This is a genomic window from Candidatus Nitrosotalea sinensis (assembly GCF_900143675.1).
Lineage (GTDB): Archaea > Thermoproteota > Nitrososphaeria > Nitrososphaerales > Nitrosopumilaceae > Nitrosotalea > Nitrosotalea sinensis.
This window is the reverse complement of sequence record NZ_FRFC01000003.1, coordinates 253845-280172: the sequence shown is the minus strand read 5'-3', so window position 1 is coordinate 280172 and position 26328 is coordinate 253845. Positions and strand designations below refer to the sequence as shown.

The following is a 26328-nucleotide window of genomic DNA, read 5'->3' as shown; positions in this document are numbered from 1 at the left end:
AAAGACGTATGTCCCTATGACTGAATCATCAATGTGGGTAGAAAAATATCGTCCAACAAAGATCTCAGACATCATAAATCAGAAGGAAATTGTTGGTAGTTTACAATCACTTTTAAAAAATACATCAGAGATGCCACATTTACTATTTTCTGGATCAGCAGGAGTGGGTAAGACCACCACTGCACTATGTCTTGCAAGAGAGATTCTTGGAGATTCGTGGAGAGAATACACACTAGAATTGAATGCATCAGATGAGCGTGGTATAAACATGGTCAGAGAAAGAGTAAAGAAATTTGCAAGATTTTCAGGTTTAGATACAAACATACCTTTCAAACTTGTAATTTTAGATGAAGCTGATGAGATGACTTCAGATGCTCAAACTGCATTAAGAAGAATTATTGAAGATGCCGCAAAGCATTGTAGATTCATAATGATTGCAAACAACATATCAAAGATAATAGAACCGTTACAGAGTAGATGTGCTGTTTTTAAATTTACTAGAATACCAGAAGATGACATAATCAACCATCTTGAAGAAATTTGTAAAAAAGAGAAAATAAAGTATACACAAGGAGGTTTGAAAACTTTATACCAATATTCAGAGGGAGACATGCGTCATACAATAAACATGTTACAAGCAACAGCGAGCATAGGTGTGATAAATGAAGATAATGTAAAATCCTCTGCAGGACTTGCCAAAACTAGTGATGTAAGTTCAGTCTTCAAGCTTGCGCTTGCTGGAAAAACTTCAGAGGCAAGAAACAAGATGATTGAGCTCATTAAAGTATATGGCATGTCAGAATCAGATTTTTTGAAATATCTTAATGAAGAATGCTATAAAACCAAAACATCGCATCTATCAGAGATGCTTGAGATCATAGCAAAATATGATTATAGATTAATCATAGGAGCAAATCCTGAAATTCAACTATCTGCATTATTGGCAGAATTAGGAAGTATAGAAAAAGAATAGCGCAGAGAGAGGGATTTGAACCCCCGGGTGCTTGCGCACATAGGCTCTCAAGGCCCACGCCATGCCGGGCTAGGCGACCTCTGCAAGTTTTTTTGATAAGGACTTGTTAAAATTTGTTAAGTTTGCCAAACTGAGAAGTTTAGACATTACATGTAGAGACTAGCAATAAGAAAAAGAAAAGGGACGAAAAAATTTAGTGGTGTGCGTGTGGATTGACAGAACCGGTTTCCATTTTTACAAAGGTTCCGGCTGCTTTCTCATGGTGTTCCAAGTTAGATTGATCTACCTTGATAGCTTGTGGTGGGCAAACTGAAACGCATGCCATGCACCAAATGCAATCGTGCTCTCTAATTGGATCAGCCTTGTCAGTGTAGTCTGCTCTATGTTCTTTTTCAGAACTACCAGTTCCAGCAAATGTTGCATTTACTGTCTGTTTTGCAGGAATATCTTGTTCTGTTCTATACCATTGGAATACTTGCACAGGACATGCTTCAATGCATGCACCATCTGCGACACATGAATCCCAATCTACTGCTACCATTGTACCACTTACACCCAATGGTTCGATTTTTTCTCCTCGAGCCTTGAATGATGCGATGCAATTTTCATCTTTTGAAGCTTCTGCTAATCTACCAGGGCCCCATCTGAAGTGAAAATGCTCACCATCGGCGTGATTTATTTTTCCAAGTGGGTTGTAACCCTTTGGAAAGTCTTCTGGTATCGGCATAGTTTTTTGTCGCAGGCTATGTTATTTAAACCTAGACAAAGCTATGCAAGTTTTGCAATCTCTCTTTCATGAATATCTTGGCTTAGCTGATCAACTTTGATTGCTTTTGTCGGACATACTTCAACACATGCCATGCACCAAATACAGTCAGCCTCTTTGACAGGATTTGCTTTATCAGTGTAATCTTTTCTATCTTTTCGTCCAGTTTCACCAGGATTTTTGTACCATTCAAAAACTTTGGTAGGACAACTCATCAAACAGATCCCATCTGCAATACATGAGTCCCAATCTACTGCTACAAACGTACCATGTACTCCAATTGGTTTTATTTCTTCACCTATAGCTTGATAATCAGCTATAACTTTAGGATCCGAAGCGGCTTCTGCAAGTCGTCCAGGACCCCAAACTAGGTGATAGTTTTCACTTAATGGATCTTTGAATTTTTCAATTACTTTATGATTTGTAGGAAAATTTGGATCTATGGGCATACTATCTGAAATTGCTGTTACTTATTTAAAGTGTATACAAGATAAATTCATATCTTTCACAAATCGTCCTAGCTTATTGGGAATTTTCAAGTATGATGTATATCGCAATCCTAACGTAGGCATTTATGCCAAATGTAACGATAAGTTCGTTTTCATACCAAATGGATTTGCTCAAACAAAAGCAAAGAACCTTGCCGATTTCTTAAAAACAGAATACGTTTTCACGTCAGTGGCAAATACAAGATTACTTGGTCCATTAATGGCAGTAAACAACAAAGGACTTTTGCTCCCACGTAATTGTCATGAAGAAGAGGTTGTGCATTTGAAGAGATCGACTGGACTAAATGTAGACATATTAGATACAAAACATACAGCGTTAGGAAATTTGATTTGTGCAAATGATAAGGGAGCTATAGTATCACCATTAATTCCAACAGAAAATGTCAAGACAATAGAAGATGTTTTGGGAGTAGAGGTAATTAGAAGAAGAGTAGCTGGATACCACCAAACTGGTGCTATGATTGTTGCAAACTCACACGGAGGAATTATTCATCCATCATCAGAGGAAGAGGACATTAGAATAATATCACAAACACTAGGGGTCGAGGTAGAGCCAGCAACCATAAACGGCGGTTCGCCATATCTTTCCTCCGGAATACTTGCAAACAATAATGCCCTAGTAGTAGGAGTACTTACAAATGGCCCAGAACTTGTAATGTTAACTAGAGCATTTAAAGTTCAAGATTAGATTTAATTTCATTCAATACAGAATCAATTTTTATTGAGGTTTCAGATCCATTTTCCATATTTCTCAATATAACATAATTTTCAGCATATTCTTTTGGAGCAATTATTATCACATATTTAGAGTCAGAGGCAATCTCCATTTGTTTTTTCAAGGATTTTCCTGATAATTCTACATCCGTAGCTATTCCCTCTAATCGTAATTTAGATGCAATATTAATTGCAATTTTTTGCATGTCATCATTAACAAAAACTACTGATACCCTAGGTTTCTTATTGTTTGATTCTACTTGTTGTTTTTCTAATAATAATGCAATTCTTTCTACTCCTCCAGCTGCACCAGTAGCTCCAAGATCATTTCGCCCAAAGGCCCTAGTCAAGGTATCATATCTACCACCGCCCACCAGTGCACCTACATCAAAATTCCTTTCAAATACCTCAAATACAATTCCAGAATAATAGTCAAGTCCTCTCACTATACCAAAATTGATTCTAATATTATCCACATTTCTATTTTGTAGAGTCTCAAATAATCGTAAAATCTTGTCCCAGTTTTTTATTTGTGTAGTATCAATTCTTTGTTCTATTTCAGTGGGGGATCCTTTTATCTCAGAGAAATCAAGAATTTTTTCTAACTCAGGCACAGAATATCCTTTTTCTTGATATTCTCTAACGATGTCTTGCTTTCGCTTTTTTTGAATCTTGTCAACAGCTCTAAGAATATCTCCAATAATGTCAGGCGAATCAGTATTGAAAACATTCTTGACATATGATTCTACCAATTCTCTATCACATACATCAATTACAACATTCTCAAGACCTAGACTAGATAGGAATTTAGATGTAAAATCTATTATTTCTGCATCAGATTCTACATTTGGTTCACCGTAGATTTCTATATCCCATTGATGGAAAAATCTATACCTACCCTTTTGTGGTTCATCATAACGCCACACACCTCCAAATGTAGAAATTTTTGCTGGTAATCTCATAGATTTTTGTGATGTAGCAAAGCGGGTAAGTCCTATTGTAAAATCAAAACGTAATGCGATTTCTCTATCTCCCTTATCAGTAAAATGATAGATTTCATTTTTTATTGACGGACCGCTTTTTGTTTCAAGAACGGATAGTAATTCAATGGGGGAAGGTTCCATAAATTGAAAACCAAACAAGGTTGACGTTTCTATGAATTTTTGACGAACATATTCAATTTTAGAAGACTCTTTTGATTCAATGTCTCTCATTCCACGCGGTAGTTCCAATTTCAAGACTCATTCTTTTTCTAATGCATTTAGACTTTCTGATTATCAAATCATTGTTAGAATAAATAGTGTGTAACACACCTACCAATTCATGACTTATCGATATCTGGAACACATGACAGATGCATTCATTGAGGTTACCGGGGATACGATAGATGAAGCCTTTGAGAATGCTGGAATATCTGTTGTTGATACGATCATTGACATAAAATCAGTTGAGGTCAAGGAAGACAGGACCATGGAACTTCATGCAGATAATTTGAAGAGTTTGTTGTATAACTGGCTTGAAGAAATCATAATTCTCACAGTTACAGACGGTTTTGCAGTAAAAATATTTCATGTTAAAATAACAAAGAATGACACATGTCACTTGTTAGCAAATATCAGTGGGGAGGAGATAAATGTTGAAAAACATCATTTTAAAATGGAGATCAAGGCACCAACTTATCATTTGATGGAAATCATAGAGGAAAAGCCTGTTTTGATGCGATTCATTTTAGATCTTTAGGCTAAATTATTAAATGGCTAGCATCTAAGTTAAACTAGTTTTGGTAGATGAAGAATTAGAAAAGATCATGAAAAGAAAATTAGAAGAGATGAAATCATACAAGGAACCTGAAATTTTAGATTTAACAGATTCTAATTTTGATAAATCCATAACTGGTGATACACCAATAATCGTAGATTTTTGGGCAACGTGGTGTGGTCCATGTCAATTCATGTCTCCCATTTTTGAGAAGATTGCAAAAAAATACAAAACTATTAGATTTGCAAGAGTAAATGTGGATAATGCGCCTGGAATCTCACAGAGATATGGAGTGTATTCAATTCCAACATTCATCGTATTTAGTAATGGAGAGCCTGTTGACAAGGCAATGGGTGCAGTAGGAGAGCCCGGATTACATATGCTTGCTCAAAAATACTCCTAGTAAGCATAAAGTGGGTTAACTTTTCTTTGAATCTCGATTATTTCCTGTAGCGTTTGAAATTCTTCAGGGCTCAATTTATGAGAGAAAGTTTTGAGCAGTTGTTTTGCTTCCGGAGATGGCGGCAGAGAATAGAGAACATCTTCTTCAGATATTTGCCTACCTATTGTTACATTTTGGATTGATACTGCCACTTCTTTACCTTTTTTTGCAACATCTACACTTTTTCCATTTTCTTGTATCTGGTGTACAATTCCAATTTTTCTCCCATCTGTACTCATTACAGGTATTTTTTGTTTCAATGTTCCCGCATCTATCAAAACTCCAAATACAGCAGGATTATTTTTTCTAAAAACAAAACCCTTCAGAAAGGTAAATTTGCATATTGGTGTAAGTTCCGAAAATACGGCATTCTCTTCATTTGCAGTATCATCTTGAACCCAATTTACGTAATTATCAATAAGACTATAGATTACTTGATCATGGAAAATTTTAATGTGATTTGCTTCTGCCTCTTCTTGAGCATCTGTTAAAATTTTCACATTAAATGCTATTATCACACCCAGATGTCTATCTCGTTCTTTGATTGCAAGTGCTTCCATAACATCGCGTCGTGTAACAGGTCCAATATCTGCAGTAGACACAGGAACGTTCTGTTTTTTCAACATATCAGTTAATGCTTCTAATGATCCAATAGTATCACATTTTAGAATGACACCTTTTGTATCAGTCTTGATGAATACAGATTTCATTTCAGACTCGATTAGTTTTTTGAGATCATCAATTGTTGATTCTTCAGTAGTTGCATAGACAGGACTTCCTGGAAGTACACCATCAAGATCAGGCGATGCAATTTTGATACCAGCCGCTGCAACTACTTCATTTACTGGTCTAAATTTATCTCTAGGATCACGCATCTCATCTAATGGTTTTGGAAGAAGAATTGCCTTTGGCTTTGTTACTATTACAGAATCTCTTTTAGCGACTAGAACAGAATCACTTTTTCGCAGAGTACCATCAATCAATATCATATTTGCAGTCATTCCAAGTCCAATCTCCTCTTTTACCTCAAGAACAATACCACGCGTCTTTTTTTCTGTTTGATCTAGTTTTTTTTGCATATATTGCTGTGTTAATCCAACCAACACTGCTAGCAATTCAGGCATTCCTTCTCCACTTCGTGCACTGACTGGGACTATTGCAACTTCTTTTGAGAAATCCTTAACCCTGTAAAATGCTTCAGAGTTGTATCCAAGAATTGATAATGTTCCCACTACATTGTAGAGTAATTCATCAAGAGCAGTTTGAACAAATGAATCTTGTTCCTTGACAGATTGTGATATGAACATTGTTTTAGGATTCTTTTTCCATCCAGAAATCATATCTACTTTATTTAATGCTATAACAAATGGAACTTTTCTATTCTGGAGGATTTTTAGACTTTCATTTGTCTGTGGTTGGAATCCTCTATTGACATCTATAACTAGAATTGCAATATCTGCAGCAGAGCCACCTCGTGCCCTGAGATTTGTAAATATTTCATGACCGGGAGTATCAATCACAAGTAAACCCGGTATCTCCTGGTTTGCACCTCCCATTTTTACATATAATGGTCCACATACTTTCTTTAATATCTCAGAAGGGAGAAAGCTTGCACCAATATGTTGTGTAATTCCACCTGCTTCTCTTGCTTGTACGCCAGTACCTCGTATCTTGTCAAGTAGTGATGTTTTACCAGAATCTACATGACCTAGAACTGCGACTATGGGCTGTCGTATTTGCAATTATCTTCACTTGAATACCACAGCTATTTCTTTTTCAAAACTTTCTTTAGAGTCAGAAGCATGGATGATGTTATCAGATATTCCCAATCCAAAATCTCCTCTTATTGTTCCTGGTGCTGCCTCAAATGATTTTGTAGATCCTATCATCAATCTAGTCGTAGCAATTGCATTATTTCCTTCTACTATAGCTGCAACAACACTTCCTGATGTGATAAAAGAAACTAATTCACCAAAGAAAGGTCTTGTATTATGTACTGCATAAAATTCTTCAGCCATTTGTTTTGTAAAAGTGAACATCTTTAATTTTACAATTTTAAAGCCTTTATGTTCAAATCTTGAGACAATATCTCCAACGAGTTTTCTTTCTACTCCGTCGGGCTTGACAATGAATAATGTTTGTTCAGTCATTTACTTTTTGACCTTAATTCCGCCTTTTACATATCTGTTGGTCCACTTGAGTCTTCTTGGATCTCGTTTTAGGACTAGCATGTTCTTTTTACATTTTGAAGAACAGAACCAAAAGACTGTACCATCGTTTTTCACAAGCATAGTACCCGAACCTTTTGCTACAGGTTTATTGCAAAAACTACAAGGCTTGACAAGAACACTCAATTTTTATCACTTTATTTTTCTAGCTTCACGTTCTGTCTCTCGCAACATAAGAATGTCTGACATTCTTACAGATCCTTTAACATTTCTTGTAAGGATTCTACCTCTATCCTTTCCATCTAGTATCTTTACTCGTACTTGTATAACTTCACCAGCAATTCCAGTTCTACCCACTATTTGTATAACTTCGGCAGAAGTAGGAACTTCGGTACTCATTGGTTAGCTTGACCGCCTTTTATCTGCGACAATGATGCCACAATTTGGTCTACTATATGTTGAGCATCTCCTGCGTCTAATATCGCAGCAGCAGCAGAAGTAACATCAATGCCTAAAGATTTACCTAGATCTTGTCTACTTGGAACAAAGCCATATGGAATTCCATGTTCTTCACATAGTATAGGAAGATGTGCAACTACTTCTGCAGGCTCTACATCTTCTGCAATAATTACTAGTTTACTTATTCCTCTCTCTATTGCTTTTGTAACTTCATTGGTACCTTTCTTTACTTTGCCACTTTGATGTGCAACTCTTACAGCTTCGTATATCGGGCTAACCAAGTCAGCCGGCACTTGAAACTTTACGTAATAAGCCTTAGCCACATGTATCACCCATTGGGATCATTTCCATTCTTTGTGTGCTTACAATTGGTTTTAAAAGTGTTATCTGTCAAGTACTGCCTTTACTTTTTGCAAGTATTTGTTAAATATTTCATCAAGTTTAGATTGTGACGAAGATTCTGCATATATTCTAGCTATAGGTTCAGTGCCACTGAGTCTTACCATTATCCAGCTAGAGGTATCTAATGATAACTTGATTCCATCGGTAAGATCTTTTTTGTATGGTTCTGATTGTAATATTTGAATGATTTTCTTGAATTCGTCTTTTGTACAGTTGATTTTGTCTTTTGTAGTAAAAGATGGAGGAAGACTATCCATTTCCTTAGACAAAGAGTTCCCAGTAGTTGCCAAAAGATCAAGCAATATTGCCATTGTCATAGATCCATCTCTGACTTGATTATGTTTACCAAACATAAAACCACCATTTTCTTCAAAACCAATAATTGCTTTTTCTTTAACCATTTTACGTGATACCTCAACACTACCTACTTTAGTTCGTAAAACATTTGACTGTGAATCAGAAGCTATTTTTTCTATCACAGATGTTGAATTGACAGAAGTAATTAGTTTTGATTTAGGATATTTTTGTAGAATATATTTTGATAACAACAATGCAGATCTGTCACCTGTAAGAATTTTTCCTGATTCATCACAGAAAATGCTTCTGTCGCCATCACCATCAAAAGCTATTCCAAAATCAGCTTTTGATTTTACAACCATTTTTGATAATTTTTCTAAATTTTGAGGTGTAGGCTCTGAACCTCTACCAGGAAAAGCTCCATCAATTTTTTCATTTATTAGAATTGTTTTGCAACCAAGATCTTTGCACAATATAGGTGCAGCCTCTGCTTGAGCACCATTACCAAGATCTAGCACTATTGTAGGATGCAACGATTTTATTTTTTTTATGTTTATTTGTTTTTTAATTCCTGACAGATAGACATCAATTGCTTTTGGTTCAGTAGTAATAATACCGAATTTTTTAGATATTTTCCATTTTTTCGTAAAATAAATCTCTTCTACTTTGAGCTCATCTTCTCTTGATATTTCAATCCCATCTTTTGCAATAACCTTCAGTCCATTATATTGCGGAGGATTATGTGATGCGGTAATCATTATGCCACCATTATATCCGAGTTTCTTTGTAGCATATTGTAGACATGGAGTAGGAACTAGACCACATACAGCAGAATCAAGACCAGAGGAACTCAAAGTAGCTATTACTACTTTTGATATTATTGTGCTTGATACTCGTCCATCATAACCTACAAGAATTGGCCCTTTTTTAAAAAAAGCTGCAAGTGAAGCAGTTATTTTGGATATGAAATCAAGGGTAAGATCTTCCTCAAATACCCCCCTAACCCCATTAGTGCCAAATAACTTCCCCATGCCCTACCATCGACAATAGAATAAATTTGTCTTAAAAATCATGGTGCATGCGGGAGTTGCCAAGCCTGGTCAAAGGCGCAGGGCTTAGGACCCTGTCTTTTAGGAGTTCGTGGGTTCAAATCCCACCTCCCGCACCTAAACAATACAGAGTTGCATTTCTTTATGACTGTGAAAATGGGCACTACAGAAATTGTTTGAGCACTCATAGCAGTGCCAATCACCTATGGTGGAACAAACCTTGCAAATTTTGACAGGATTATTGTGATCATAACTATTTCCACGATTATGAGATCTATGAGAATTTTTTTGCTTGTCCATCAGAATCCCTCATTTGTATAGAAATTTGAAAAACTAGTATCTCCCATTAGCAACACATTACAGAATTATAATATCTAGTTGGACTAGCATTCTTACAATACGACGTATCCAAAAGGCTATTTAAGTATTAATAAGTGCAGTATGTCTAACAGTTAGAATGAACAAAACCATTGTTGAACTTGTCATAGTAGGAAAAGATCATGAAGGAGTAGTGGCTGGTTTTACTAATTTCATATTTCAGAATGATGGAAACATAGAGAAAATTAATCAAAATGTGGTAAAGGGACTTTTTGGAATGTATCTAGAAGCGTCTTTTGTAAAGAAACTAGATATGGAAAAATTTAGTAAAGAAGCAGAGAATTTAGCAAGAAACCTGAAGATGGAGGTAAACATACATTATGAAATATCAAAAAGCAAAAAAGTTGCAGTACTTGTTACAAAAGAACCTCATTGTCTTGAGTCAATTTTAGATGCAAGGACAAAGAGGAAGATCAATGGAGAGATTGTAGTCATAATAGGTACAGAAGACACTTTATCCCCCTTAGCAAAAAAAGCCAAAATTCCTTTTGTATTAGTTGATGAGAAGGACCAGCAAAAGGCAGAGGAAAAAATAATCTCAATAATAAAAAAATTCAATGTGGACCTGATAGTACTTGCAAGATACATGAGAATACTTTCACCTAACTTTGTCTGGAGATATCCCAATAGAGTAATCAACATACATCCGTCATTATTACCTGCATTCCCAGGTGCCTTTGCTTATGTTCAAGCGTATGAGAGAGGAGCAAAAATAGTAGGTTGTACGGCCCATTACGTAACAGAAGATTTGGATCAAGGACCTATAATATTTCAGGATGCTTTTGCAATAAATGAAAATGAAACCATAGAGTCACTGAAAAAGAAGGGGCAAAAATTAGAAGCAAGTACACTATTAGAAGCTGTAAAAATGCATTTGGACGAAAGGCTAGAGGTATATTGGGGAAAGGTTCATGTCAAACCCAAGAGATCTAAATGATAGCAAGAGACCTTACAAATACAGACATTATCAAATTAACAAAAAAAGATACAGTCGCAATAATCCCTGTTGGTTCAATTGAACAACATGGTCCACATCTTCCCATATCCACAGATACAGATATTGTTTCGCACATAGCAAGGCAAGTAGCTGAAAGAAATGAATTTTTGCTTTTACCTACCATAGAATATGGCGTCTCCTATGAACATCGTCCATTTTTCAACATGAGTGTATCCAGCCGCATCTTGGAGAGGATCTTGATAGAATTATGTAATTCGTTATCAGAAAACAACATAAGAAAAGTCATAATCCTCAATGGACATCACGGAAACCAAAATGCGTTAAAAAAAATACCAGAAAAAATATCCAAGACAACTAGACAACGAGTTTTTGTCTATTCGTATTGGCGTTTTATGAAAAGAAAATTTGATCATGCAGGATTTGTTGAAACATCCATCATGTTAGCAATATCAAATAAGGTATCCATGCACAAAGCCGAAAAGGGATTAGTACCTGAAAATATGCCAGTTAGCGATCTAAAAAGAATAAGTAAAAAAGCTAACAAGTCATTTATTTCTGTCACAAAAAATGGCGTTTGGGGAGATCCTACTACTGCTACAGCAAGAGCAGGAAAAACGATTCTAAAGGAGATAATCTCAAATTTATCAAAAGAGAGTCAAACTTGCCTCACTGGAGCAGGTTGAAAATTTCACCAATGAAATTTTAATATATACCCTCCTTAGAGTGGGTAATAAGTGAAATAAATGTCAGTAGATATGGCAGTAAAAGTACTTGATGAAAGCCTGAACAAGGTTGTGCTTATCAAGCTGAAAGGCGGCAAAGTGATAAGAGGCAATCTTCACGGTTTTGACCAACACATGAATCTGCTACTTGAATCCTCAGAAGAGATTCCTTCTGAAGGAGAGACAAAAAGCCTCGGTACCATAGTTGTCAGAGGAGACAACGTAGTAATTATATCTCCTCCACCAAAGTGAGTATACTATGACAAAGGGTACCACCTCAATGGGAGGATACACAAAAGGGCGTTTACACATTAGATGTAGACGATGCGGCAAGAACTCCTACCACATACGACATAAAAGATGTGCAAGTTGTGGATATCCAGAGGCCAAGATAAGGAAATATACTTGGATCAAATGGTATACTTAGATGGAAGAAATAGTCCTAGCTTTTAGTTCTATTGCAGGTGCATGTACCGCGGTAGCACTGGACAAAATTCCAAAAGTCAAACGTAGCAAGCATGTGCCCACTGTCAATTCTGCAATCACATCTCAGTTACATTCACTGAGAATGGAAAAAGAGATTTTATCAAAAACAATTACAAGGATTCATCAACAAGAATCAGACGTAAATAAAATACAAAAAGACAAGCTTTTACTGCGTTATCAACACCAACTTGGAATAATAATTGCCAAGATTGAGAAATTAGAAGTAGCCAGCAGATATCCAGATCTTGGTCCTGTAGGAGACAGTTTGATTTCACTAATGGACAACAAGCTTTCACAGTTAGATCAAAGATTACATGAAATTTCTTCAAAGATCACAGTAAATACTATTCAACCCAAGCAAATAGAAAAACCCGTCCAGATAATTGAGATTCCACAAGAGAAAAAAATTGAACCAAAATTAGATACTCATAAAGAAAAAACAGAGGTTAAAGAAGAAAAGATTGTCAAGCCAGAAAGAACACAAGAATGGTTGCCACCAATGGAAGTGCCAATGCACGAGAAACACAGAACAGTTGAATTGAGTACATTAACAGAGATCACAGGTAAATCCCCACAATTTCCTGCTGAATTAATAAAACCCGTCCAAGCAGAGCCCCAAACTCCTCAGATCATAGAACCAAAAATAGAACCAGTACAAACGTTAAAGATTACAGAATCAATAGTTGAGGAAATAACAGTAACTGTTCCCCAACCTATCATACAAAATACAATTGAGACATTACCAGAGATAAAACACGACCAACCGGAACATGAAAGAAAGATCCAGTTACCTACTCCAATTAAGATTCCAGAAGAAGAAAAATTAGAAGATGACGACAAGGATTTAGATAAAATAAAAAGTGAAATAATGAAGGCACTGTCAAAACTAGAACAAGTAGAGGTAGAGTAATTGACAGTTGATGATGCCATAGAGGCATTGTCCCCACAGGCATTAAAGATGATCAAGAACAATTTTGTGATAGGTCTTGGTAGTGGAAGAGCCGCAACCGCCATAGTAAGACTATTGTCAAGCCACATCAAAAAGACCAAGTTTTCTGTAAAAGCAATACCAACATCTTTACAAATCAAAATGGAAGCTGAAAGGGGGCAGATTCCACTAATAGAGGCAGATCAGATAAACCATATTGATCTAGTTTTTGACGGTGCAGACCAGATAGATGCAAGTGGTAATATGATAAAAGGTGGAGGCGGAGCTCTATTACGAGAAAAGATTCTGATAAGCATTGCAGACAAAGTAGTAATCATTGCAGACGAGTCAAAATTTGTCAAGAAACTAAACAGGAGTGTACCTGTTGAGGTTCACCCATTTGCAAGAAAAATAACAGAATCGCAGATAAGAAAAATAGGTGGTAACCCACACATAAGATTGTTGGATAGAGGCTATCCATTTATGACAGAGAATGGGAATGTCATACTTGACTGTGATTTTGGCCAAATTAGAAATCCTAAGGAGCTTGCAACAAAAATAATTGAGATACCAGGAGTTATAGAAGTAGGAATATTTTCCAAACCAGACATTATTTACAAAGTAAAAGAAAACGGTAAATATGAAATTGTATAATATGCAAGGATTAGAAATATTTTATGAAATGTGATCGTTGTGAAAACATAGCAGCATATTCTAGAAAATACTCGGGAGAGAATCTTTGTTCAATTTGTTTCTCAGATTCCATAGTAAACAAGACTTCTAGAACAATAGCAAAATACAACATGATAAGATCTGGCGATACAATAGGAGTAGCAGTTTCAGGTGGAAAAGATTCTCTTTCATTATTACAAGTATTGAAAAAAATTTCACTAGACCATAGATTTACCCTAAAGGCAATCACCGTTGATGAAGGAATTCCAGGATATAGAGACGAGGCACTCAAGATTGTAGAAGATTTTTGTAAGAAACTAGATGTAGAACACAAAGTGTACCCATACAGTTCCCTTTTCGGTACAACCCTGGAACAGACATTGGATCTTCGAAATAATGACAAAACTTCTTCTTGTTCAATATGCGGAGTCTTGCGAAGAAGGGCAATTGATTTTGGAGCAACTGACCTCAATGTTGACGCAATAGCAACTGGACATAATTTGGATGATATGCTTCAAACATTTGTTATAAACATAATTTCTGGAGATACCAAAAAGATTGGCTGGATGAATCCAGATACATCACAAAACAGATTAAGAAAGATAAAGCCATTTTGTGAGATTTACGAAAATGAGATTGTATTTTATGCATTCACAAATAATATTCCATTCCAGTCAGAAGAATGCCCTCACATGAACGAGGGTATTAGAACAGAGATCCGTAATTTTCTAAATTCTTTAGAAAAGACGCATAGTGGCATCAAGAATAACATGTACAAATCAATACTAAAGATTTCAACAACTCTCAAAGAATCTAATAATTCAGAGTGGAGAATTTGTTCTAAATGCGGTAGTGAATGCACAGGAAATACATGTTCAGTGTGCAACACACTAGCCAATTTAAGAATAAACTAAAAACCCAATGCAGATAAAGAACTTGTATTTACAATAAATTCGGTAGTAGGTAGGGTTGGGGCGCTAGCCGTGCCCTGCCTCTGAAACCGGCTATATGCAGAGACCAGTAACCGCTGGATAAATCTCTAGATAGACGGTACTCGCTTGACTTGCGGATATGAAATCACGCCGAAGCGGGTGGATACAGGACTGAAGTTATCCGAAGGGATAACTCTCAAGTTCTAACTGCCGAAAGGGATGAGGTCCGGGAGGGAGCAATCCTAAGGTAGAGCATCCACGCTGCTTCGTCTACGTGGCGGATCTTGCTTGACTTGAGATGAGACCGCTTGTTTAGACTGGAACTGGCGGATCTACTACCTTAATATTCTTAAATCAAAATCATATAAATTATGGAAGGTCTAATTTCGGGTAAAAGTAGAACTTATGCTGAATTCAAGCCTAGCATACCAGCAACAATTATTCCATTATTTGATGAGCTTCGAGATTATTGTTTGTCGCTTGGAAAAAATGTTATCGAAGATGTCCGTATGCATAGAGTTGTATTTTCAAAATCAATTAAATTTCGTAGTTTTGCAGATATTGAACCTCAGAGAGATCATATAGTAATAAAGATCAAAAAAGGTAGAAAAGAATCAGAAAAAGAGATGCAAGTAAAGACAAATGACAATCTTGAAGAAGTCAAAAAATTACTGCTAGAAGCTTATACTAATATTCACTAGTAATGAATTTGAAAATCAGAAAATTCTCCAAGATATTTTTCTTCAGAAACTTGTAATTCCGTTACAATTGCGCCAGCAGGACCAAATTGAGCCCAGTCTATTACGGCATTAACGTTTGAATCTTCTCCTTCCAAAATGGCTTCTACTCGATTGTCTGGAAGATTTTTCACCCAACCAAAGACATTATTTTTTTCAGCAGTCTCCATAGTTCCCTGACGAAAATATACACCTTGTACTTTTCCACTTACTAAAATACGAACTCTCTTTGTATTCATTTGTTATTCAGAGACTAGTCCAGGATTATTCTCTTTCTTTCATTCTAGAACGTCCAGTCTTTCTTGCTGCTATGCTTCCGACTTTACGTCCAGGCGGTGCGTTTCGTGAAACTGTTGATCCTCTTCCAACGTGTTGGTGTCTTCCACCACCGTGGGGGTGTACATAAACTGCTTGAGCAACACCTCGTACTATAGGATATTTGTGTCCTTTTGATTTCTTTCGTCTCCATGCAGGTCCAGCCCTCATAAACGGTCTATCTCCAACACCTCCGCCTGCAAGAACTCCAATCATTGCCCTATTCTGAGGATTAAGAGTTGTGAATTTGCCAGATGGAAGTTTTATTGTTACACCTTCAGAGCTATGTGAAAATACAGTTGCATATGTACCAGCAGATTTTACTATTGCACCACCATCACCAAAATGTTTCTCAACATTGCATACAATGGTACCATCAGGTATGTTTTGAACACTGATTACATTACCTGGAGAAATATTAGATTTTAAACCAAATTGAAATTTAGAACCAATCTTTGTACCAAGAACTGACGGAACAAAAGAAAAGAGTCCAGTCTCAAATCTCACTTTAGCAAGAGGAGCATCTCGTCCTGTTTCATGCACAATGTCAACCACTTCCGCCTCATGTTGTTCTCCTAATTGAAATCGTGGATATTTAGCAGGAAGTAACTTTCCAGTAGAAGCTGCTCGGAATTGCATTCCTCCTCTACCTCGTCTTCTTACTAGTGGTCGCTTACCCAAAGTATCGATTGTGATTTATCTTGTAAATTTTAATCTTCTGATCTAAATCGTGGATCAAAGACGACAAAGGTATAAAAATTAGTTTGAGGGTGCTAAAATGTGAGCCAAAACGCACTCTCCCTTAAGGTACTTGAGGCTTATACCCGTGACGTAGGGAGAGGAGTAGCTCGTATAGATTATGATTCCATGGATTCACTGGGAGCTTCTACAGGTGATGTTATTGAGATAAAGGGAAAACGAAGAACTGTTGCTAAATGTTTACCACTGTATCCTTCAGATGAAGGAAAAGGGATTATCAGAGTAGACGGATTGGTCAGAAACAATGCAGGTATTGCAATTGGTGATACTGTAGCTGTAAGAAAAATTAAAGCAGTGGCAGCAGAAAAAGTAGTTGTTGCACCACTAGAAGCAATACCTCCAATTGATGAAAGATATCTTGCAGATGCCCTAGAAAGTGTACCTCTGATAAAAGGAGACAACGTAATGGTGCCGTATTTTGGCGGACGATTAACTTTTCAAGTGATAGGAGTTACACCTGCAGCTGATGCAGTACTTGTTACACAAAAGACAGTATTTCACATTGCCGAGAAAGGAGAAACATTGCGTGGTGTACCACAGGTAACATACGAGGATATCGGAGGATTAACTGATGAAATTAAGAAAGTTCGTGAAATGATAGAACTCCCTCTAAGACATCCCGAGATTTTTGAAAAATTAGGGATTGAAGCTCCAAAAGGCGTTTTGTTATACGGACCTCCAGGAACAGGTAAAACACTACTTGCAAAAGCAGTTGCAAATGAAAGTAATGCACATTTCATAAGCATATCAGGTCCAGAGATAATGAGTAAGTTTTACGGTGAAAGTGAGGCAAGATTAAGAGAGATCTTCAAAGAGGCAAAAGAAAAGTCTCCATCAATAATATTTATCGATGAAATTGATTCAATTGCACCAAAAAGAGAAGAGGTCACAGGAGAAGTAGAGCGAAGAGTTGTTTCCCAATTACTTTCCCTGATGGATGGACTTGAGGCCAGAGGAAAAGTAATTGTCATATCTGCAACCAACAGACCTAATGCAATCGATCCTGCACTTAGAAGACCTGGCAGATTTGACAGAGAGATAGAGATCAAAGTACCTGACAAAAAGGGCAGAAAAGACATTTTGATGATACATACAAGAAACATGCCATTAAGCGATGATGTGAATGCAGACAAGATTGCATCAATTAGCCATGGATATGTAGGAGCAGATTTGGAGTATCTATGTAAAGAGGCGGCAATGAAGTGTCTGCGAAGACTACTTCCAGAGCTAAACTTGGAAGATGAAAAACTCCCACCCGAAACATTAGATAAATTAGTAGTAAATGCAGAGGACTTTCAAAATGCAATAAGAGAAGTCACTCCATCAGGAATGCGTGAAGTTTTCATTGAAAATCCAGATGTTAGTTGGGACGAGGTAGGAGGACTTGAAAATGTCAAACGTGAACTTCAAGAAGCCGTAGAATGGCCAATGAAATATCCCACATTATACTCAAAACTTGGACATCGTATGCCTAGAGGAATATTGTTGCATGGACCAAGTGGTACTGGAAAAACATTGATGGCAAAAGCAGTAGCAACTGAGAGTGAAGCAAACTTCATTTCAGTTAGAGGACCAGAATTATTATCAAAATGGGTTGGAGAATCAGAGCGTGGAATAAGAGAGATCTTCAGACGAGCAAGACAGGCATCTCCATGTGTAATATTTTTCGATGAAATTGATTCAATTGCACCAATACGTGGTGTAGGAGGAGAGACGGCAGTTACAGAAAGAGTAGTAAGTCAGCTTTTGACAGAATTAGATGGTATAGAGAGTTTACATGGTGTAGTAGTTCTTGCTGCAACTAACAGAGCAGACATGATTGATACCGCATTGTTAAGACCAGGCAGATTTGATAAAATCATACTTGTGCCACTTCCAGACAAAGAAGGAAGGAGGAAGATCTTAGAGATAAACACAAAGGAGATTCCAGTAGTCAGAGAACCTATGACAAATGGAATAAAGAATACAGATTATGTAGACATTGACAAGATTGCAGAAGCAACAGATGGAATGAGTGGTGCTGATGTTGCATCAATAGCAAACACTGCAGTGTCACTTGTCATACATGAGTTTCTTGATAAATATCCAGATCAAAAAGAGGCAGAAAAACAAGCAACAGAGGCAAAAGTAACTATGAGGCATTTTGAAGAAGCAGTAAGAAAAGTCAAGACACAGAAGGAATTGAAGATAGGCGAAAAGGTAGCAGTTCCATACTATAGGTAATTATAAGTTACGAAAAGCATTATTAAATAAAAAACTTGGAATATGCAATTATTTCCAAAACTTCCATTTATTCTCAGGAATGTTTTCTTGTTTTTCATTTAATGTATTATAACTATCTCCAGTTTCTATCAGTGAGATAATTTTTTCCAAGCTTAACGGAGTATAGTTGACAAGCTCTGCTGAAACATTAACTGTCTTATTTTTTTGGTGTATTAATGGATAATCTATCAAATTTGTATTGTGTTTATCACCATGAATTATCCATCCATCATATCCAAAAGGTCTACGTGGTTCATGCATTAGCAAAAATTGGTAATCTCTATACTGTATTCCATACCTATTTGGTATTACTGTAGCATGCTCAATTATGTCAGTATCATGATTTCCCCTCAAATGGTATATCTTTCCACCGAGTTTTTTCAGCCAAAAGTCTATCGGTCTTCTTCCTCGACCAAACGTTAAATCCCCTAGAAAATACAATCTATCTTCCTTCACAGTATTGTTCCAGTTTTCAACCATTTGATAGTTCATTTGTCTTATAGAATCAAAAGGTCTGTGAGAAAATCGAATAACGTTACCATGATCAAAATGAGTATCGCTTAATACGAAAACTCTTTCAGTGCTAGGTATTTTCTCAAATTTGATTTCAGACGGCTCTCTTTTCTCACCTAGTTTCTTCATAGTCTTGTGATATGTTTTTCTGTCAAGAGATTTGGAACGATCCAGAGTTTTTCCTTGTAGAAGATCATATTCAGCAAGTATTTTGAAATTCTTTACTACAGTAACTCTAATTACATATTGATCCATTTCTGGTATCTTCCAAGTCTGAAGATAATCCCAAATACGATCAAACTTTCTTTGTATGTCTTTTACAAGTGTTGCATGAAAAGTAAAATGGACTTTATCAAATTCTGATACATCACAGAATTTTCCTAATTTTTCATACAGTTCCAATCGGAGTTGTTTGAGTTCTTCGGAGGGGTTTATTTTTACAAAGATTACACGATCTTCAAAGCTATCAAATCCGTCTAACTTGAATTTGACTAGCTCATAGTGCTTGCAAACATCTTTGACTTCCTTAACAAGTCGTTTTTCATCTCGTGTTGATACAGGTCCAACAAGTGTAATGTGAGGAACCTTTTGACTTTTCACATGATAGTTTCTAGCTATGTTTTTTTTCAATTCCTTTATGGCTTCTTTTGCATAACCTGAAAATCTAAACTCAATCAGATAACTGGATTTATTTGGATTTTTGTAACGACGAAGCCGATTAGAATGACTTAATATCCAATAGTAATTTGGTTCATCATCTGGCATGTTTCACAAAATTATTCAGTAACAAGTATTTCAGCATTCTATTATAATTTAGAATTAATTTACCAGCAGAACTTTTGATCTTGTGGTTCTGTTTGAAAACTAGAAGGATCATACTCATAACCATTAGGTAGAACTGCTTGGAAGTCTTGGACCATAACTAGTCTTTGTGAATCATAGGCAATTCCTATTGAGACGGACACAGGTTCTGGGTCGAGTATGTTTCTTTTATGGCCCCAATTAGATGATGCATCATCATACATCATTCTATTATTTCCATCTAGAATACTTGATTGAGGAGTTCCATAGGTTGTACCAGATTCACCAGCAATGTTTTCTGAAACTAGAAACATAGTATCGCCGTTATTTTTGTATCTCAGCATAGGACCCTCACCTTTAGCATCTATATGATGAATACAACCTTCTTGAAGCAACTCTTCTGCGTATATCTGAGATGATCTTGCGTTTCCTAGAGTTAGTACGTGTAATCCATTTTGTGTCCTGTACTTGTTGAGGTCATCTAATGCAATCTGCTTTAGTTCATCAAGTGAAGGTGGAGGAACAGCTTGTGGTATTATTGATGGAAGATTAGGTACTGAAACATCTGGTAATTTGATTGGTATTGATACTGGAAGTTTTGGCATTGGTACTTTGATTATTTTTGGTGCTGGACTACCTGGAATGTTAATAAAATTTGGTTTTTGAATTGTTACAAATGATGAGTTGATAGTTGGATGAAATACAAAATATGCAATTACAGCAACTACAATTATAGATAAAATAATCCAAGGGCCTTTTTTTCGTCTTCTATAATGAGTTCGCTTTTGATATGTTCTCTTTCTACATTTTACACAGACAAAATAGCCTTGAGTATACTGGTATTGATGTCTACAAAACACCATAATTAATGATCAAATCCCTTAAGAAAAGTTCTTTTTTGTGCATTACATTCAGGATTGTTAGTCAAACACAACTAGGCTCTTTTCCATGCCTATTCTATAGACCCCTGATTATTTTAATAACGAGCTTTATAGCTTATCGGTAACAAGTTACGAAAAGCGTATTAAATTACATTTTTTCAAGCAATACTTCTACTTCTTTTTCAGACAATATATTAAAAAAATTACAAGAACAGAATAAACTTCTAAAAGTCTTTTATTTCATTTCCAAGATCTTCGAATAGCTGTTCATGTTCCTTCATGAATGCATCTATGAAATCAGATTCATCTTGGCTCATAATGGTTTAGTATTTTTTCTAATATATAAAATTAGTCTATCAATTATCTCTGTCTGGAGTCCTCCTCTCTCTTCTTGGATTTTAAATAAAAGTTGCCTCAATTCACGTTGTTCCTCTGGTGGGAATTTTATAGATAATCCATTTCTTCGTAGGAATATCGTGGTAGATAGTATTGCAGTTCGTTTGTTTGCCCCACTAAATGATTGAGCCCACGGTATGCCACCAAGAAGATGAGCTGCTTTTACAATTATTTTGTCTTTATGATCTACCTCATCATTACCTGTTTTTTCTACGATAGAAAGAACTTCGTCAAGTCCAGATCCTGACTCAGATATGTATTCTGGCAACTCAGGATGCCGTTCATTCCATTCTACAATTATTTTTTTATTCAATTCTATTACAAGTGATTTTTCCAAGTAACGGATTTGCATTGCTTCCACTTTCTTGTACATGGTATGGTTAATAGGCATTAAAATAAAATGACAGTTCTGGAACTGTTCTTATGTTCCAATTAAAAGATGATTAATTTCTTAATTCAGTTCCCTTACCTTTACGTATACTCCTTCTTCGCCTTCAGTAGGTAATTTACTAGCCTCTAAATGAAATATCTCGGAATCATCACAAATGATACCTATTCTTTTCATTGCATCCAGTACTGGTTTTGATAAATTATCCAAGTCATTTCTCTGCATTCGATATATTCTATTAGGTGCAAGCCAAAATCGTAACACCACAGAGAGTTTTCTTTTTTCACAGGTACTACAATGTAAAGAGGCAAAATGCCTCTCAAGAATACATCTCCAATTTTCGATTGTTTCCTTTCCAGAGTTGGTACTTACATGACCATTCACACTGATTTCAAAAATAGGTCTGGATTTCATATTGGTGTAACTCCTCTTCTATCCAGTTCCTCTTTGATTCTCTCTTGCATCTCACCTGCAAAATTTGCCACTTCCTCTACAATCTTTTGTTTGGATCTGTCCTCAATTGCAGCAAGAAATTCCTCAAAGGGTAATTGTTTCAGATTCTGCAAGATAGATTCTAGATCTTTCCAAGGTCCAACTTTGAGATTTCTTTGACTCTCTGTTAAGAAGGCGTATGCTTTTTCGATGTTTCCATCTTCTGCATCCAAGATAGCTAGTGCTTGTGAACTCTTTGGGTTTGGTGTAGCAATGATTTTTGCAAAGGTTCGCACATCTTTGTAAGTAAGAGTGAACTTTTTGCTTGCAATCAAGTCAATGAAGTAATCTAGCCTTGAAGGATCTTCACTGACCCAACTTGTCAATATTTTGCTACTATATAGCTCTGCAAAGAAAGAATACTTGTGCAGATAGTTCTTGTCTTCAGGATGTCTTTTGCCATAGGTCTGTGTTGCTTTGAATGCATGATAGTAGTTCATTACAGTCTTTTTTGTCATTGCAAGGTCTTCTGCAATACTTTGAAATGACTCACCATGTTTTTCGACTAGATCAAATATGTGACCTGCTTTGTTTGCTGCTGCCCATGCTTTAGGACCTGATACGTGAATCGAGCCTAGGAATATGTCAATTTCACGGTCAGTGCCTTTGAGAACCATTACTGGCACTATCTCAAAGTGATGTTTCTCAAACCCTTTTTCTTTACCTAGAAGGATTTCTTTACTAATTCTCCTAAGAGCTGTGGTTCTCCTATTACCTTCCTTGACAACATACTTGCCATTTTTCTGTTTAACATAGAGGGGTTGTAGGATACCTTTATCTCGCAAAATCTGTTTCATCAAGGCTCTTACATCTTCCTCATCATAGAGCCATTCCTCAATTTGAGATTCTGTCAGATGGGTTCCTAGATGCTTGAATCTGACATTCTCTGAATCCAGTTGAAGGTCTTTCAATGCTACTTCCTTTGGACCTTCATATATTGACGGCATGGAGGAAAGTATCAATTCGATTTAACCCCCAACATATCACATATTTTTTTGTCAGGCATCTTGTAGATAATCTGACATTTTTTACAAAAATACATGTCATTTATCTTGTCTTTTCTTCCTCCAGTGTAAAGAGAGTAGCAACGATTGTTACACTCGGTACAGATGGGATTTTGATGAGCTAACTCACCGTTGAATATCCTTATGCTCATTTCCACTCTCCCACTGGTTTTCTAGAGGAATTTTTCCTACACTTCTTACACCAAGATTGTACTCTGACTGTTCCATCACCCATACTTCTCAGTCCAAAAATACTTTGGATTGCAGATCTGCCTGATGTTCCTGTTCCACAGTGTGGACATGATGTTGGGTCTTTCAAAACTTCCTTCATTGATCCCAACCTCTTGTTTTATTTCTGAAATTTCTCCCTGATGCACTGACAGAGATACGATGGATTCTTCTTTGCTGTTTAGCAGAATAAGACGGGCATAAAGAAAAACCACCTATGTCTTCTGTTACACTGTTTGGAAGATTTTTGCCCTCTTTTACCAGGTATCTTCCTACTGGATTTTCTACAGGGGAGTGCTTCCCGATCTCAATTACGAGATATTGTTGTAATCTGTGATTCATGTAGTCTATTCAGCAGACTAGACTACATTCAAAACGGAGAATTTGTGTCGGTCTTAGTATCTTTGGTTTGAAATCTAGTTACATTCTTCTGAGGATTAGTACCATTGGTACTATTCCATTAAATAATAAGCAACACATCATTTTTTGAATAAATTTGTCAAGCAAATTGGGATTAGGAGGAGGTTTTAAAAAATTCATGGCTCGTATGAAAGAAGATCCTTTTGAACACTTTCTGGATGCGTTAGCTCTTGGTTTCAATGCGGATTATGAAGAAGCTATTGAAAAGATCGATAGAGCGATTTATCTTACCAATGAAGGTTATGATAAAATAGAAAAGGCTACGCTCTTGATGCTCAAAGGTCTTGCATATTATCACATTGAAAATTATAAAGAATCCCTATCAGCTTTTGAACAGTCTATCAAATTAAACCCTAAAAATTTCTCAGTATGGAATGCTAAAGGAGTTACACTCATAGAATCTGAGAAATATGAGGAAGCTTTGTCATCTTTTGAAACAGCACTAAGATATGCAGAAAAAGAGGACTTGCCTTTAGCTTGGACAAACATGGGATATGTATTGAATGAATTAGATAGATTTGAAGAGGCATTGGAAGTATGCATAAAGGCTCTAGAATCAGATCCCGCCATTGTTGATGCGTGGTATGACAAGTCTTATGCTTTGTCTGAATTAGGAAATCATGATGAGGCACTTGTTGCATGCGAAGAGGGATTAAAATTAGATAAAGAGGATCTGAATTTGCTTGTTCAAAAAGGCATTGTGATGTTAGATTTAAAAAGAAATGACGAAGCTCTAACATATTTTGAACATGCTACAAAACTTGACCCAACTGATGAACTTGCTTGGTATAACAAAGCTTGTACTCTATCCATATTAAACAGAGGTGAAGACGCTGTAGATGCTTTAATTGTGGCCACATCATTAGAGCCAGAAAATCTACTTGAGATGGTAGAGGAAGAAGATTTTGAAAATATAAGAAAATTAGATCGATTCAAAAAACTTGCTAGTCAGATACTTTAACTTCGTGAAAGCTGTCCAGTTTCCACAGTTCATTATTTTGACTCTGTAATTCAGCCAACTTGTTAGATAATTCTCTTCCTTTGTCAAGTAACTCGTATACTGTTACATTCTTTGCATCTTCAGATGGTTTTTTAGTTATCCATCCCCATTCGCATAATTCATCTAGAATGTTTGCAAGTGATACCCACTTTTGTCCTCTCAAACCCGATCTTTCATCTTGTGTCATATTGTGCTGATTTGAACGGTTGACTGAACGAAGAAACATAATGACTTTCAATCTAACATTATCTCTAGGAAGATAGGTAGGTCCTCCTTTACTTGGTTTGAACTTGCCTCTTCTTACCAACACTTTGTTGCGTAAGTTGTTTTAGATAAACTCGATCAAAATATCTCAATCCAGCTAAAAAGTAGTTATAATGAGTAGTATGGCTTTTGAGAGATTTATCTATTTTAATGAATTAGCTTGGGGGGTGGAGGAACCAGTTAGTACAGTTATTCTTTTTCCTGATGCATTACAATGTCTACTGCTCAACATGGAACGTATGGTCTTTTATGAGCAATTTTCTTAATAGGATGGAATTGTATTATAATATACATGCTTTTTAAAAAACCACGAGATAATTGTTTTTTCGTCGTAGGTTTAGCGGTGGGTAATTTAATTTTTGAAAAGTGGTTAGACTCTTTGAATCCATCTAATATGATAAATCAAGGACCACCTCCGTGGATTGTACAATATCTTTCTACTATTGTGATTCTGGTAATTGGAGTATATCTTATTCTTCATTTGACGTTAACGACTTATTCAAATCTTGGGTCAAAATTAAACAGAACCAGACATAACTGGTACGTATATGGAATCAAGTCATCTGCAGCTCTAGTTATAGTTCTAGGAGATGCTACTACACTACTTGTAACAGAAGGCAACTTCTACAACAGTGCATTTCATTTCGCTAATAGTTTATCTCCATTGGAAATGCTTTTCATACACTTGATTTTTCCAATTCTAGGGATATTCTTGATTTGGAATTTAAGAAATCAAAAGATAGAATATGAAGAAACTTCACCGATCAAATCCTAAAATAAAGCAGTAAGAGCATGATAGAAAAAGAATAAAACGTTAGTAATGAACAATCCATTGTGAACTTCTCAGAAATTTTACTTCAATACATGCAAAAATACTACACAAAACCTCATGAAACCATCAATCTTCTCTTTGCCATGATAGCTGGATTCGCAGCACTTTCTGCTATAATAATTACATTATCCGAAAAAATACCTGATGCATTATCACGTATAATTGCAATAACATTTACACCTATAATGCTACTTATTGCAGTCTTGTATGTGGGAAAAAAAGCTCCAAAGGAAAACAAAAAGGTTCTAGAAATAGAACACGCAATAATGCTAAATCATGATATTATTGATGGATTCAATCCATTAAAAAGGAGAAGGGTACTTGAATTGATTCACCCTTCCCTTACAGAAAAAAATACAGATGACAAATTTAATGAACTAATGAATATTCTAAATTCAAGAACTTCTACCTAGTCATGATTTT

General features: G+C 36.1%; 35 protein-coding genes, 2 tRNA genes and 1 other RNA gene. 18 read left to right on the top strand and 20 right to left on the bottom strand.

Features of this window, described 5'->3' with window-relative positions:
* Window positions 1–16 precede the first annotated feature (16 nt).
* Entirely contained in the window at window positions 17–973 is a 957-nt protein-coding gene (locus tag NSIN_RS03120) for a replication factor C small subunit (RefSeq protein WP_101009348.1), read from the top strand.
* On the opposite strand, the gene NSIN_RS03115 is transcribed toward NSIN_RS03120, so the two are convergent.
* The 3 genes from NSIN_RS03115 to NSIN_RS03105 all read right to left on the bottom strand — a co-directional run bounded on the left by NSIN_RS03115 (window position 974) and on the right by NSIN_RS03105 (window position 2188).
* Window positions 974–1057: transfer RNA gene (locus NSIN_RS03115), tRNA-Ser, on the bottom strand.
* Between the two features lie 109 nt (window positions 1058–1166).
* Window positions 1167–1700 carry a 4Fe-4S dicluster domain-containing protein gene (locus NSIN_RS03110; protein WP_101009347.1) on the bottom strand — a complete coding sequence of 178 codons (534 nt, stop codon included), beginning with the start codon at window positions 1698–1700 and terminating at the stop codon, window positions 1167–1169.
* Window positions 1701–1741: 41 nt separating this feature from the next.
* Window positions 1742–2188 carry a 4Fe-4S dicluster domain-containing protein gene (locus NSIN_RS03105; RefSeq protein ID WP_101009346.1) on the bottom strand — a complete coding sequence of 149 codons (447 nt, stop codon included), beginning with the start codon at window positions 2186–2188 and terminating at the stop codon, window positions 1742–1744.
* A 76-nt stretch (window positions 2189–2264) separates the two neighbouring features.
* Between NSIN_RS03105 and NSIN_RS03100 the strand changes: the two genes are divergently transcribed.
* Window positions 2265–2936: a translation initiation factor IF-6 gene (locus NSIN_RS03100; protein WP_101009345.1), complete on the top strand. Its 672-nt coding sequence runs from the start codon at window positions 2265–2267 to the stop codon at window positions 2934–2936.
* Here the strand turns inward: NSIN_RS03100 and hisS are convergent.
* Window positions 2920–4194: a histidine--tRNA ligase gene (hisS, locus tag NSIN_RS03095; protein WP_101009344.1), complete on the bottom strand. Its 1275-nt coding sequence runs from the start codon at window positions 4192–4194 to the stop codon at window positions 2920–2922. The genes NSIN_RS03100 and hisS overlap by 17 nt on opposite strands.
* Window positions 4195–4285: 91 nt before the next feature.
* Here hisS and NSIN_RS03090 point away from each other — a divergent pair, with 91 nt between their 5' ends.
* A complete protein-coding gene (locus NSIN_RS03090; protein WP_101009343.1) occupies window positions 4286–4702 on the top strand; it encodes an archease in 417 nt (138 codons plus the stop codon).
* A gap of 40 nt (window positions 4703–4742) precedes the next feature.
* Window positions 4743–5123 (top strand): thioredoxin, encoded by a 381-nt coding sequence (gene trxA, locus NSIN_RS03085; RefSeq protein ID WP_320410664.1) that lies wholly within the window; start codon window positions 4743–4745, stop codon window positions 5121–5123.
* Here the strand turns inward: trxA and infB are convergent.
* From infB to glmM, 6 genes are read right to left on the bottom strand one after another with little or no spacing between them, the layout of a single operon-like run.
* Window positions 5120–6904: a translation initiation factor IF-2 gene (gene infB, locus NSIN_RS03080; RefSeq protein ID WP_101009342.1), complete on the bottom strand. Its 1785-nt coding sequence runs from the start codon at window positions 6902–6904 to the stop codon at window positions 5120–5122. The two genes, trxA and infB, sit on opposite strands and share 4 nt — an antisense overlap.
* Window positions 6905–6910: 6 nt before the next feature.
* Entirely contained in the window at window positions 6911–7312 is a 402-nt protein-coding gene (gene ndk / locus NSIN_RS03075; protein WP_101009341.1) for a nucleoside-diphosphate kinase, read from the bottom strand.
* Window positions 7313–7516, bottom strand: a complete 204-nt coding sequence (locus tag NSIN_RS03070) for a 50S ribosomal protein L24e (protein ID WP_101009340.1) — start codon at window positions 7514–7516, stop codon at window positions 7313–7315.
* A gap of 6 nt (window positions 7517–7522) precedes the next feature.
* Window positions 7523–7729: a 30S ribosomal protein S28e gene (locus tag NSIN_RS03065; RefSeq protein ID WP_101009339.1), complete on the bottom strand. Its 207-nt coding sequence runs from the start codon at window positions 7727–7729 to the stop codon at window positions 7523–7525.
* Window positions 7726–8112, bottom strand: a complete 387-nt coding sequence (gene rpl7ae, locus NSIN_RS03060) for a 50S ribosomal protein L7Ae (RefSeq protein WP_101010004.1) — start codon at window positions 8110–8112, stop codon at window positions 7726–7728. The genes NSIN_RS03065 and rpl7ae overlap by 4 nt, the downstream gene beginning before the upstream one ends.
* 60 nt (window positions 8113–8172) lie before the next feature.
* The gene (glmM, locus tag NSIN_RS03055) at window positions 8173–9519 is read right to left on the bottom strand and encodes a phosphoglucosamine mutase (RefSeq protein ID WP_101009338.1); all 1347 of its coding nucleotides are present in this window, start codon (window positions 9517–9519) and stop codon (window positions 8173–8175) included.
* Window positions 9520–9568: 49 nt separating this feature from the next.
* Between glmM and NSIN_RS03050 the strand changes: the two genes are divergently transcribed.
* The 10 genes from NSIN_RS03050 to NSIN_RS03005 all read left to right on the top strand — a co-directional run bounded on the left by NSIN_RS03050 (window position 9569) and on the right by NSIN_RS03005 (window position 15314).
* Window positions 9569–9653, top strand: a tRNA-Leu gene (locus NSIN_RS03050).
* Window positions 9654–9994: 341 nt separating this feature from the next.
* Window positions 9995–10852 (top strand): phosphoribosylglycinamide formyltransferase, encoded by an 858-nt coding sequence (purN, locus tag NSIN_RS03045; RefSeq protein WP_101009337.1) that lies wholly within the window; start codon window positions 9995–9997, stop codon window positions 10850–10852.
* The gene (locus NSIN_RS03040) at window positions 10849–11556 is read left to right on the top strand and encodes a creatininase family protein (RefSeq protein ID WP_101009336.1); all 708 of its coding nucleotides are present in this window, start codon (window positions 10849–10851) and stop codon (window positions 11554–11556) included. Before purN ends, NSIN_RS03040 begins: the two co-directional genes overlap by 4 nt.
* Window positions 11557–11616: 60 nt before the next feature.
* The gene (locus NSIN_RS03035) at window positions 11617–11847 is read left to right on the top strand and encodes an LSm family protein (protein ID WP_101009335.1); all 231 of its coding nucleotides are present in this window, start codon (window positions 11617–11619) and stop codon (window positions 11845–11847) included.
* Window positions 11848–11854: 7 nt separating this feature from the next.
* Window positions 11855–12022, top strand: coding sequence for a 50S ribosomal protein L37e (locus NSIN_RS03030; protein WP_101009334.1), 168 nt, complete (start codon window positions 11855–11857; stop codon window positions 12020–12022).
* Entirely contained in the window at window positions 12023–12991 is a 969-nt protein-coding gene (locus NSIN_RS03025) for a hypothetical protein (RefSeq protein ID WP_101009333.1), read from the top strand.
* Window positions 12992–13663 carry a ribose-5-phosphate isomerase RpiA gene (rpiA, locus tag NSIN_RS03020; RefSeq protein WP_101009332.1) on the top strand — a complete coding sequence of 224 codons (672 nt, stop codon included), beginning with the start codon at window positions 12992–12994 and terminating at the stop codon, window positions 13661–13663.
* Between the two features lie 23 nt (window positions 13664–13686).
* A complete protein-coding gene (locus tag NSIN_RS03015) occupies window positions 13687–14595 on the top strand; it encodes a TIGR00269 family protein (RefSeq protein ID WP_101009331.1) in 909 nt (302 codons plus the stop codon).
* 43 nt (window positions 14596–14638) lie between these two features.
* Window positions 14639–14951, top strand: an RNA gene (gene ffs, locus NSIN_RS03010) — signal recognition particle sRNA.
* A gap of 33 nt (window positions 14952–14984) precedes the next feature.
* Complete coding sequence (locus NSIN_RS03005) at window positions 14985–15314, top strand: DUF5655 domain-containing protein (protein ID WP_101009330.1); 330 nt, start codon at window positions 14985–14987, stop codon at window positions 15312–15314.
* On the opposite strand, the gene NSIN_RS03000 is transcribed toward NSIN_RS03005, so the two are convergent.
* Together NSIN_RS03000 and NSIN_RS02995 are read right to left on the bottom strand one after the other, a co-directional pair.
* Window positions 15311–15589 carry an acylphosphatase gene (locus tag NSIN_RS03000; protein ID WP_101009329.1) on the bottom strand — a complete coding sequence of 93 codons (279 nt, stop codon included), beginning with the start codon at window positions 15587–15589 and terminating at the stop codon, window positions 15311–15313. The genes NSIN_RS03005 and NSIN_RS03000 overlap by 4 nt on opposite strands.
* 25 nt (window positions 15590–15614) lie before the next feature.
* The gene (locus NSIN_RS02995) at window positions 15615–16346 is read right to left on the bottom strand and encodes a 50S ribosomal protein L2 (RefSeq protein ID WP_101009328.1); all 732 of its coding nucleotides are present in this window, start codon (window positions 16344–16346) and stop codon (window positions 15615–15617) included.
* A gap of 99 nt (window positions 16347–16445) precedes the next feature.
* Here NSIN_RS02995 and NSIN_RS02990 point away from each other — a divergent pair, with 99 nt between their 5' ends.
* On the top strand, window positions 16446–18647 hold the full coding sequence (locus NSIN_RS02990; RefSeq protein ID WP_101009327.1) for a CDC48 family AAA ATPase: 2202 nt from the start codon (window positions 16446–16448) through the stop codon (window positions 18645–18647).
* A gap of 48 nt (window positions 18648–18695) precedes the next feature.
* On the opposite strand, the gene NSIN_RS02985 is transcribed toward NSIN_RS02990, so the two are convergent.
* The 7 genes from NSIN_RS02985 to NSIN_RS02955 all read right to left on the bottom strand — a co-directional run bounded on the left by NSIN_RS02985 (window position 18696) and on the right by NSIN_RS02955 (window position 23731).
* A complete protein-coding gene (locus NSIN_RS02985) occupies window positions 18696–19964 on the bottom strand; it encodes a 2'-5' RNA ligase family protein (protein WP_101009326.1) in 1269 nt (422 codons plus the stop codon).
* A gap of 59 nt (window positions 19965–20023) precedes the next feature.
* Window positions 20024–20863 carry a CAP domain-containing protein gene (locus NSIN_RS02980; RefSeq protein ID WP_101009325.1) on the bottom strand — a complete coding sequence of 280 codons (840 nt, stop codon included), beginning with the start codon at window positions 20861–20863 and terminating at the stop codon, window positions 20024–20026.
* A 331-nt stretch (window positions 20864–21194) separates the two neighbouring features.
* Window positions 21195–21650, bottom strand: coding sequence for a Fic family protein (locus NSIN_RS02975; protein WP_101009324.1), 456 nt, complete (start codon window positions 21648–21650; stop codon window positions 21195–21197).
* A 78-nt stretch (window positions 21651–21728) separates the two neighbouring features.
* On the bottom strand, window positions 21729–22079 hold the full coding sequence (locus NSIN_RS02970; protein WP_101009323.1) for a RusA family crossover junction endodeoxyribonuclease: 351 nt from the start codon (window positions 22077–22079) through the stop codon (window positions 21729–21731).
* A complete protein-coding gene (locus NSIN_RS02965) occupies window positions 22076–23119 on the bottom strand; it encodes a ParB/RepB/Spo0J family partition protein (RefSeq protein WP_101009322.1) in 1044 nt (347 codons plus the stop codon). The genes NSIN_RS02970 and NSIN_RS02965 overlap by 4 nt, the downstream gene beginning before the upstream one ends.
* Window positions 23120–23309: 190 nt before the next feature.
* The gene (locus NSIN_RS02960) at window positions 23310–23492 is read right to left on the bottom strand and encodes a hemagglutinin (RefSeq protein WP_101009320.1); all 183 of its coding nucleotides are present in this window, start codon (window positions 23490–23492) and stop codon (window positions 23310–23312) included.
* Window positions 23489–23731 (bottom strand): hypothetical protein, encoded by a 243-nt coding sequence (locus NSIN_RS02955; protein ID WP_101009319.1) that lies wholly within the window; start codon window positions 23729–23731, stop codon window positions 23489–23491. The genes NSIN_RS02960 and NSIN_RS02955 overlap by 4 nt, the downstream gene beginning before the upstream one ends.
* A gap of 166 nt (window positions 23732–23897) precedes the next feature.
* On the opposite strand from NSIN_RS02955, the gene NSIN_RS02950 reads away from it, so the two are divergent.
* On the top strand, window positions 23898–24770 hold the full coding sequence (locus NSIN_RS02950; RefSeq protein WP_133124040.1) for a tetratricopeptide repeat protein: 873 nt from the start codon (window positions 23898–23900) through the stop codon (window positions 24768–24770).
* Here the strand turns inward: NSIN_RS02950 and NSIN_RS02945 are convergent.
* Complete coding sequence (locus NSIN_RS02945; RefSeq protein ID WP_101009317.1) at window positions 24754–25119, bottom strand: hypothetical protein; 366 nt, start codon at window positions 25117–25119, stop codon at window positions 24754–24756. The genes NSIN_RS02950 and NSIN_RS02945 overlap by 17 nt on opposite strands.
* 333 nt (window positions 25120–25452) lie before the next feature.
* Here NSIN_RS02945 and NSIN_RS02940 point away from each other — a divergent pair, with 333 nt between their 5' ends.
* A complete protein-coding gene (locus tag NSIN_RS02940) occupies window positions 25453–25848 on the top strand; it encodes a hypothetical protein (protein ID WP_133124039.1) in 396 nt (131 codons plus the stop codon).
* Window positions 25849–25907: 59 nt separating this feature from the next.
* Entirely contained in the window at window positions 25908–26318 is a 411-nt protein-coding gene (locus tag NSIN_RS02935) for a hypothetical protein (RefSeq protein WP_133124038.1), read from the top strand.
* Window positions 26319–26328: the final 10 nt, after the last annotated feature.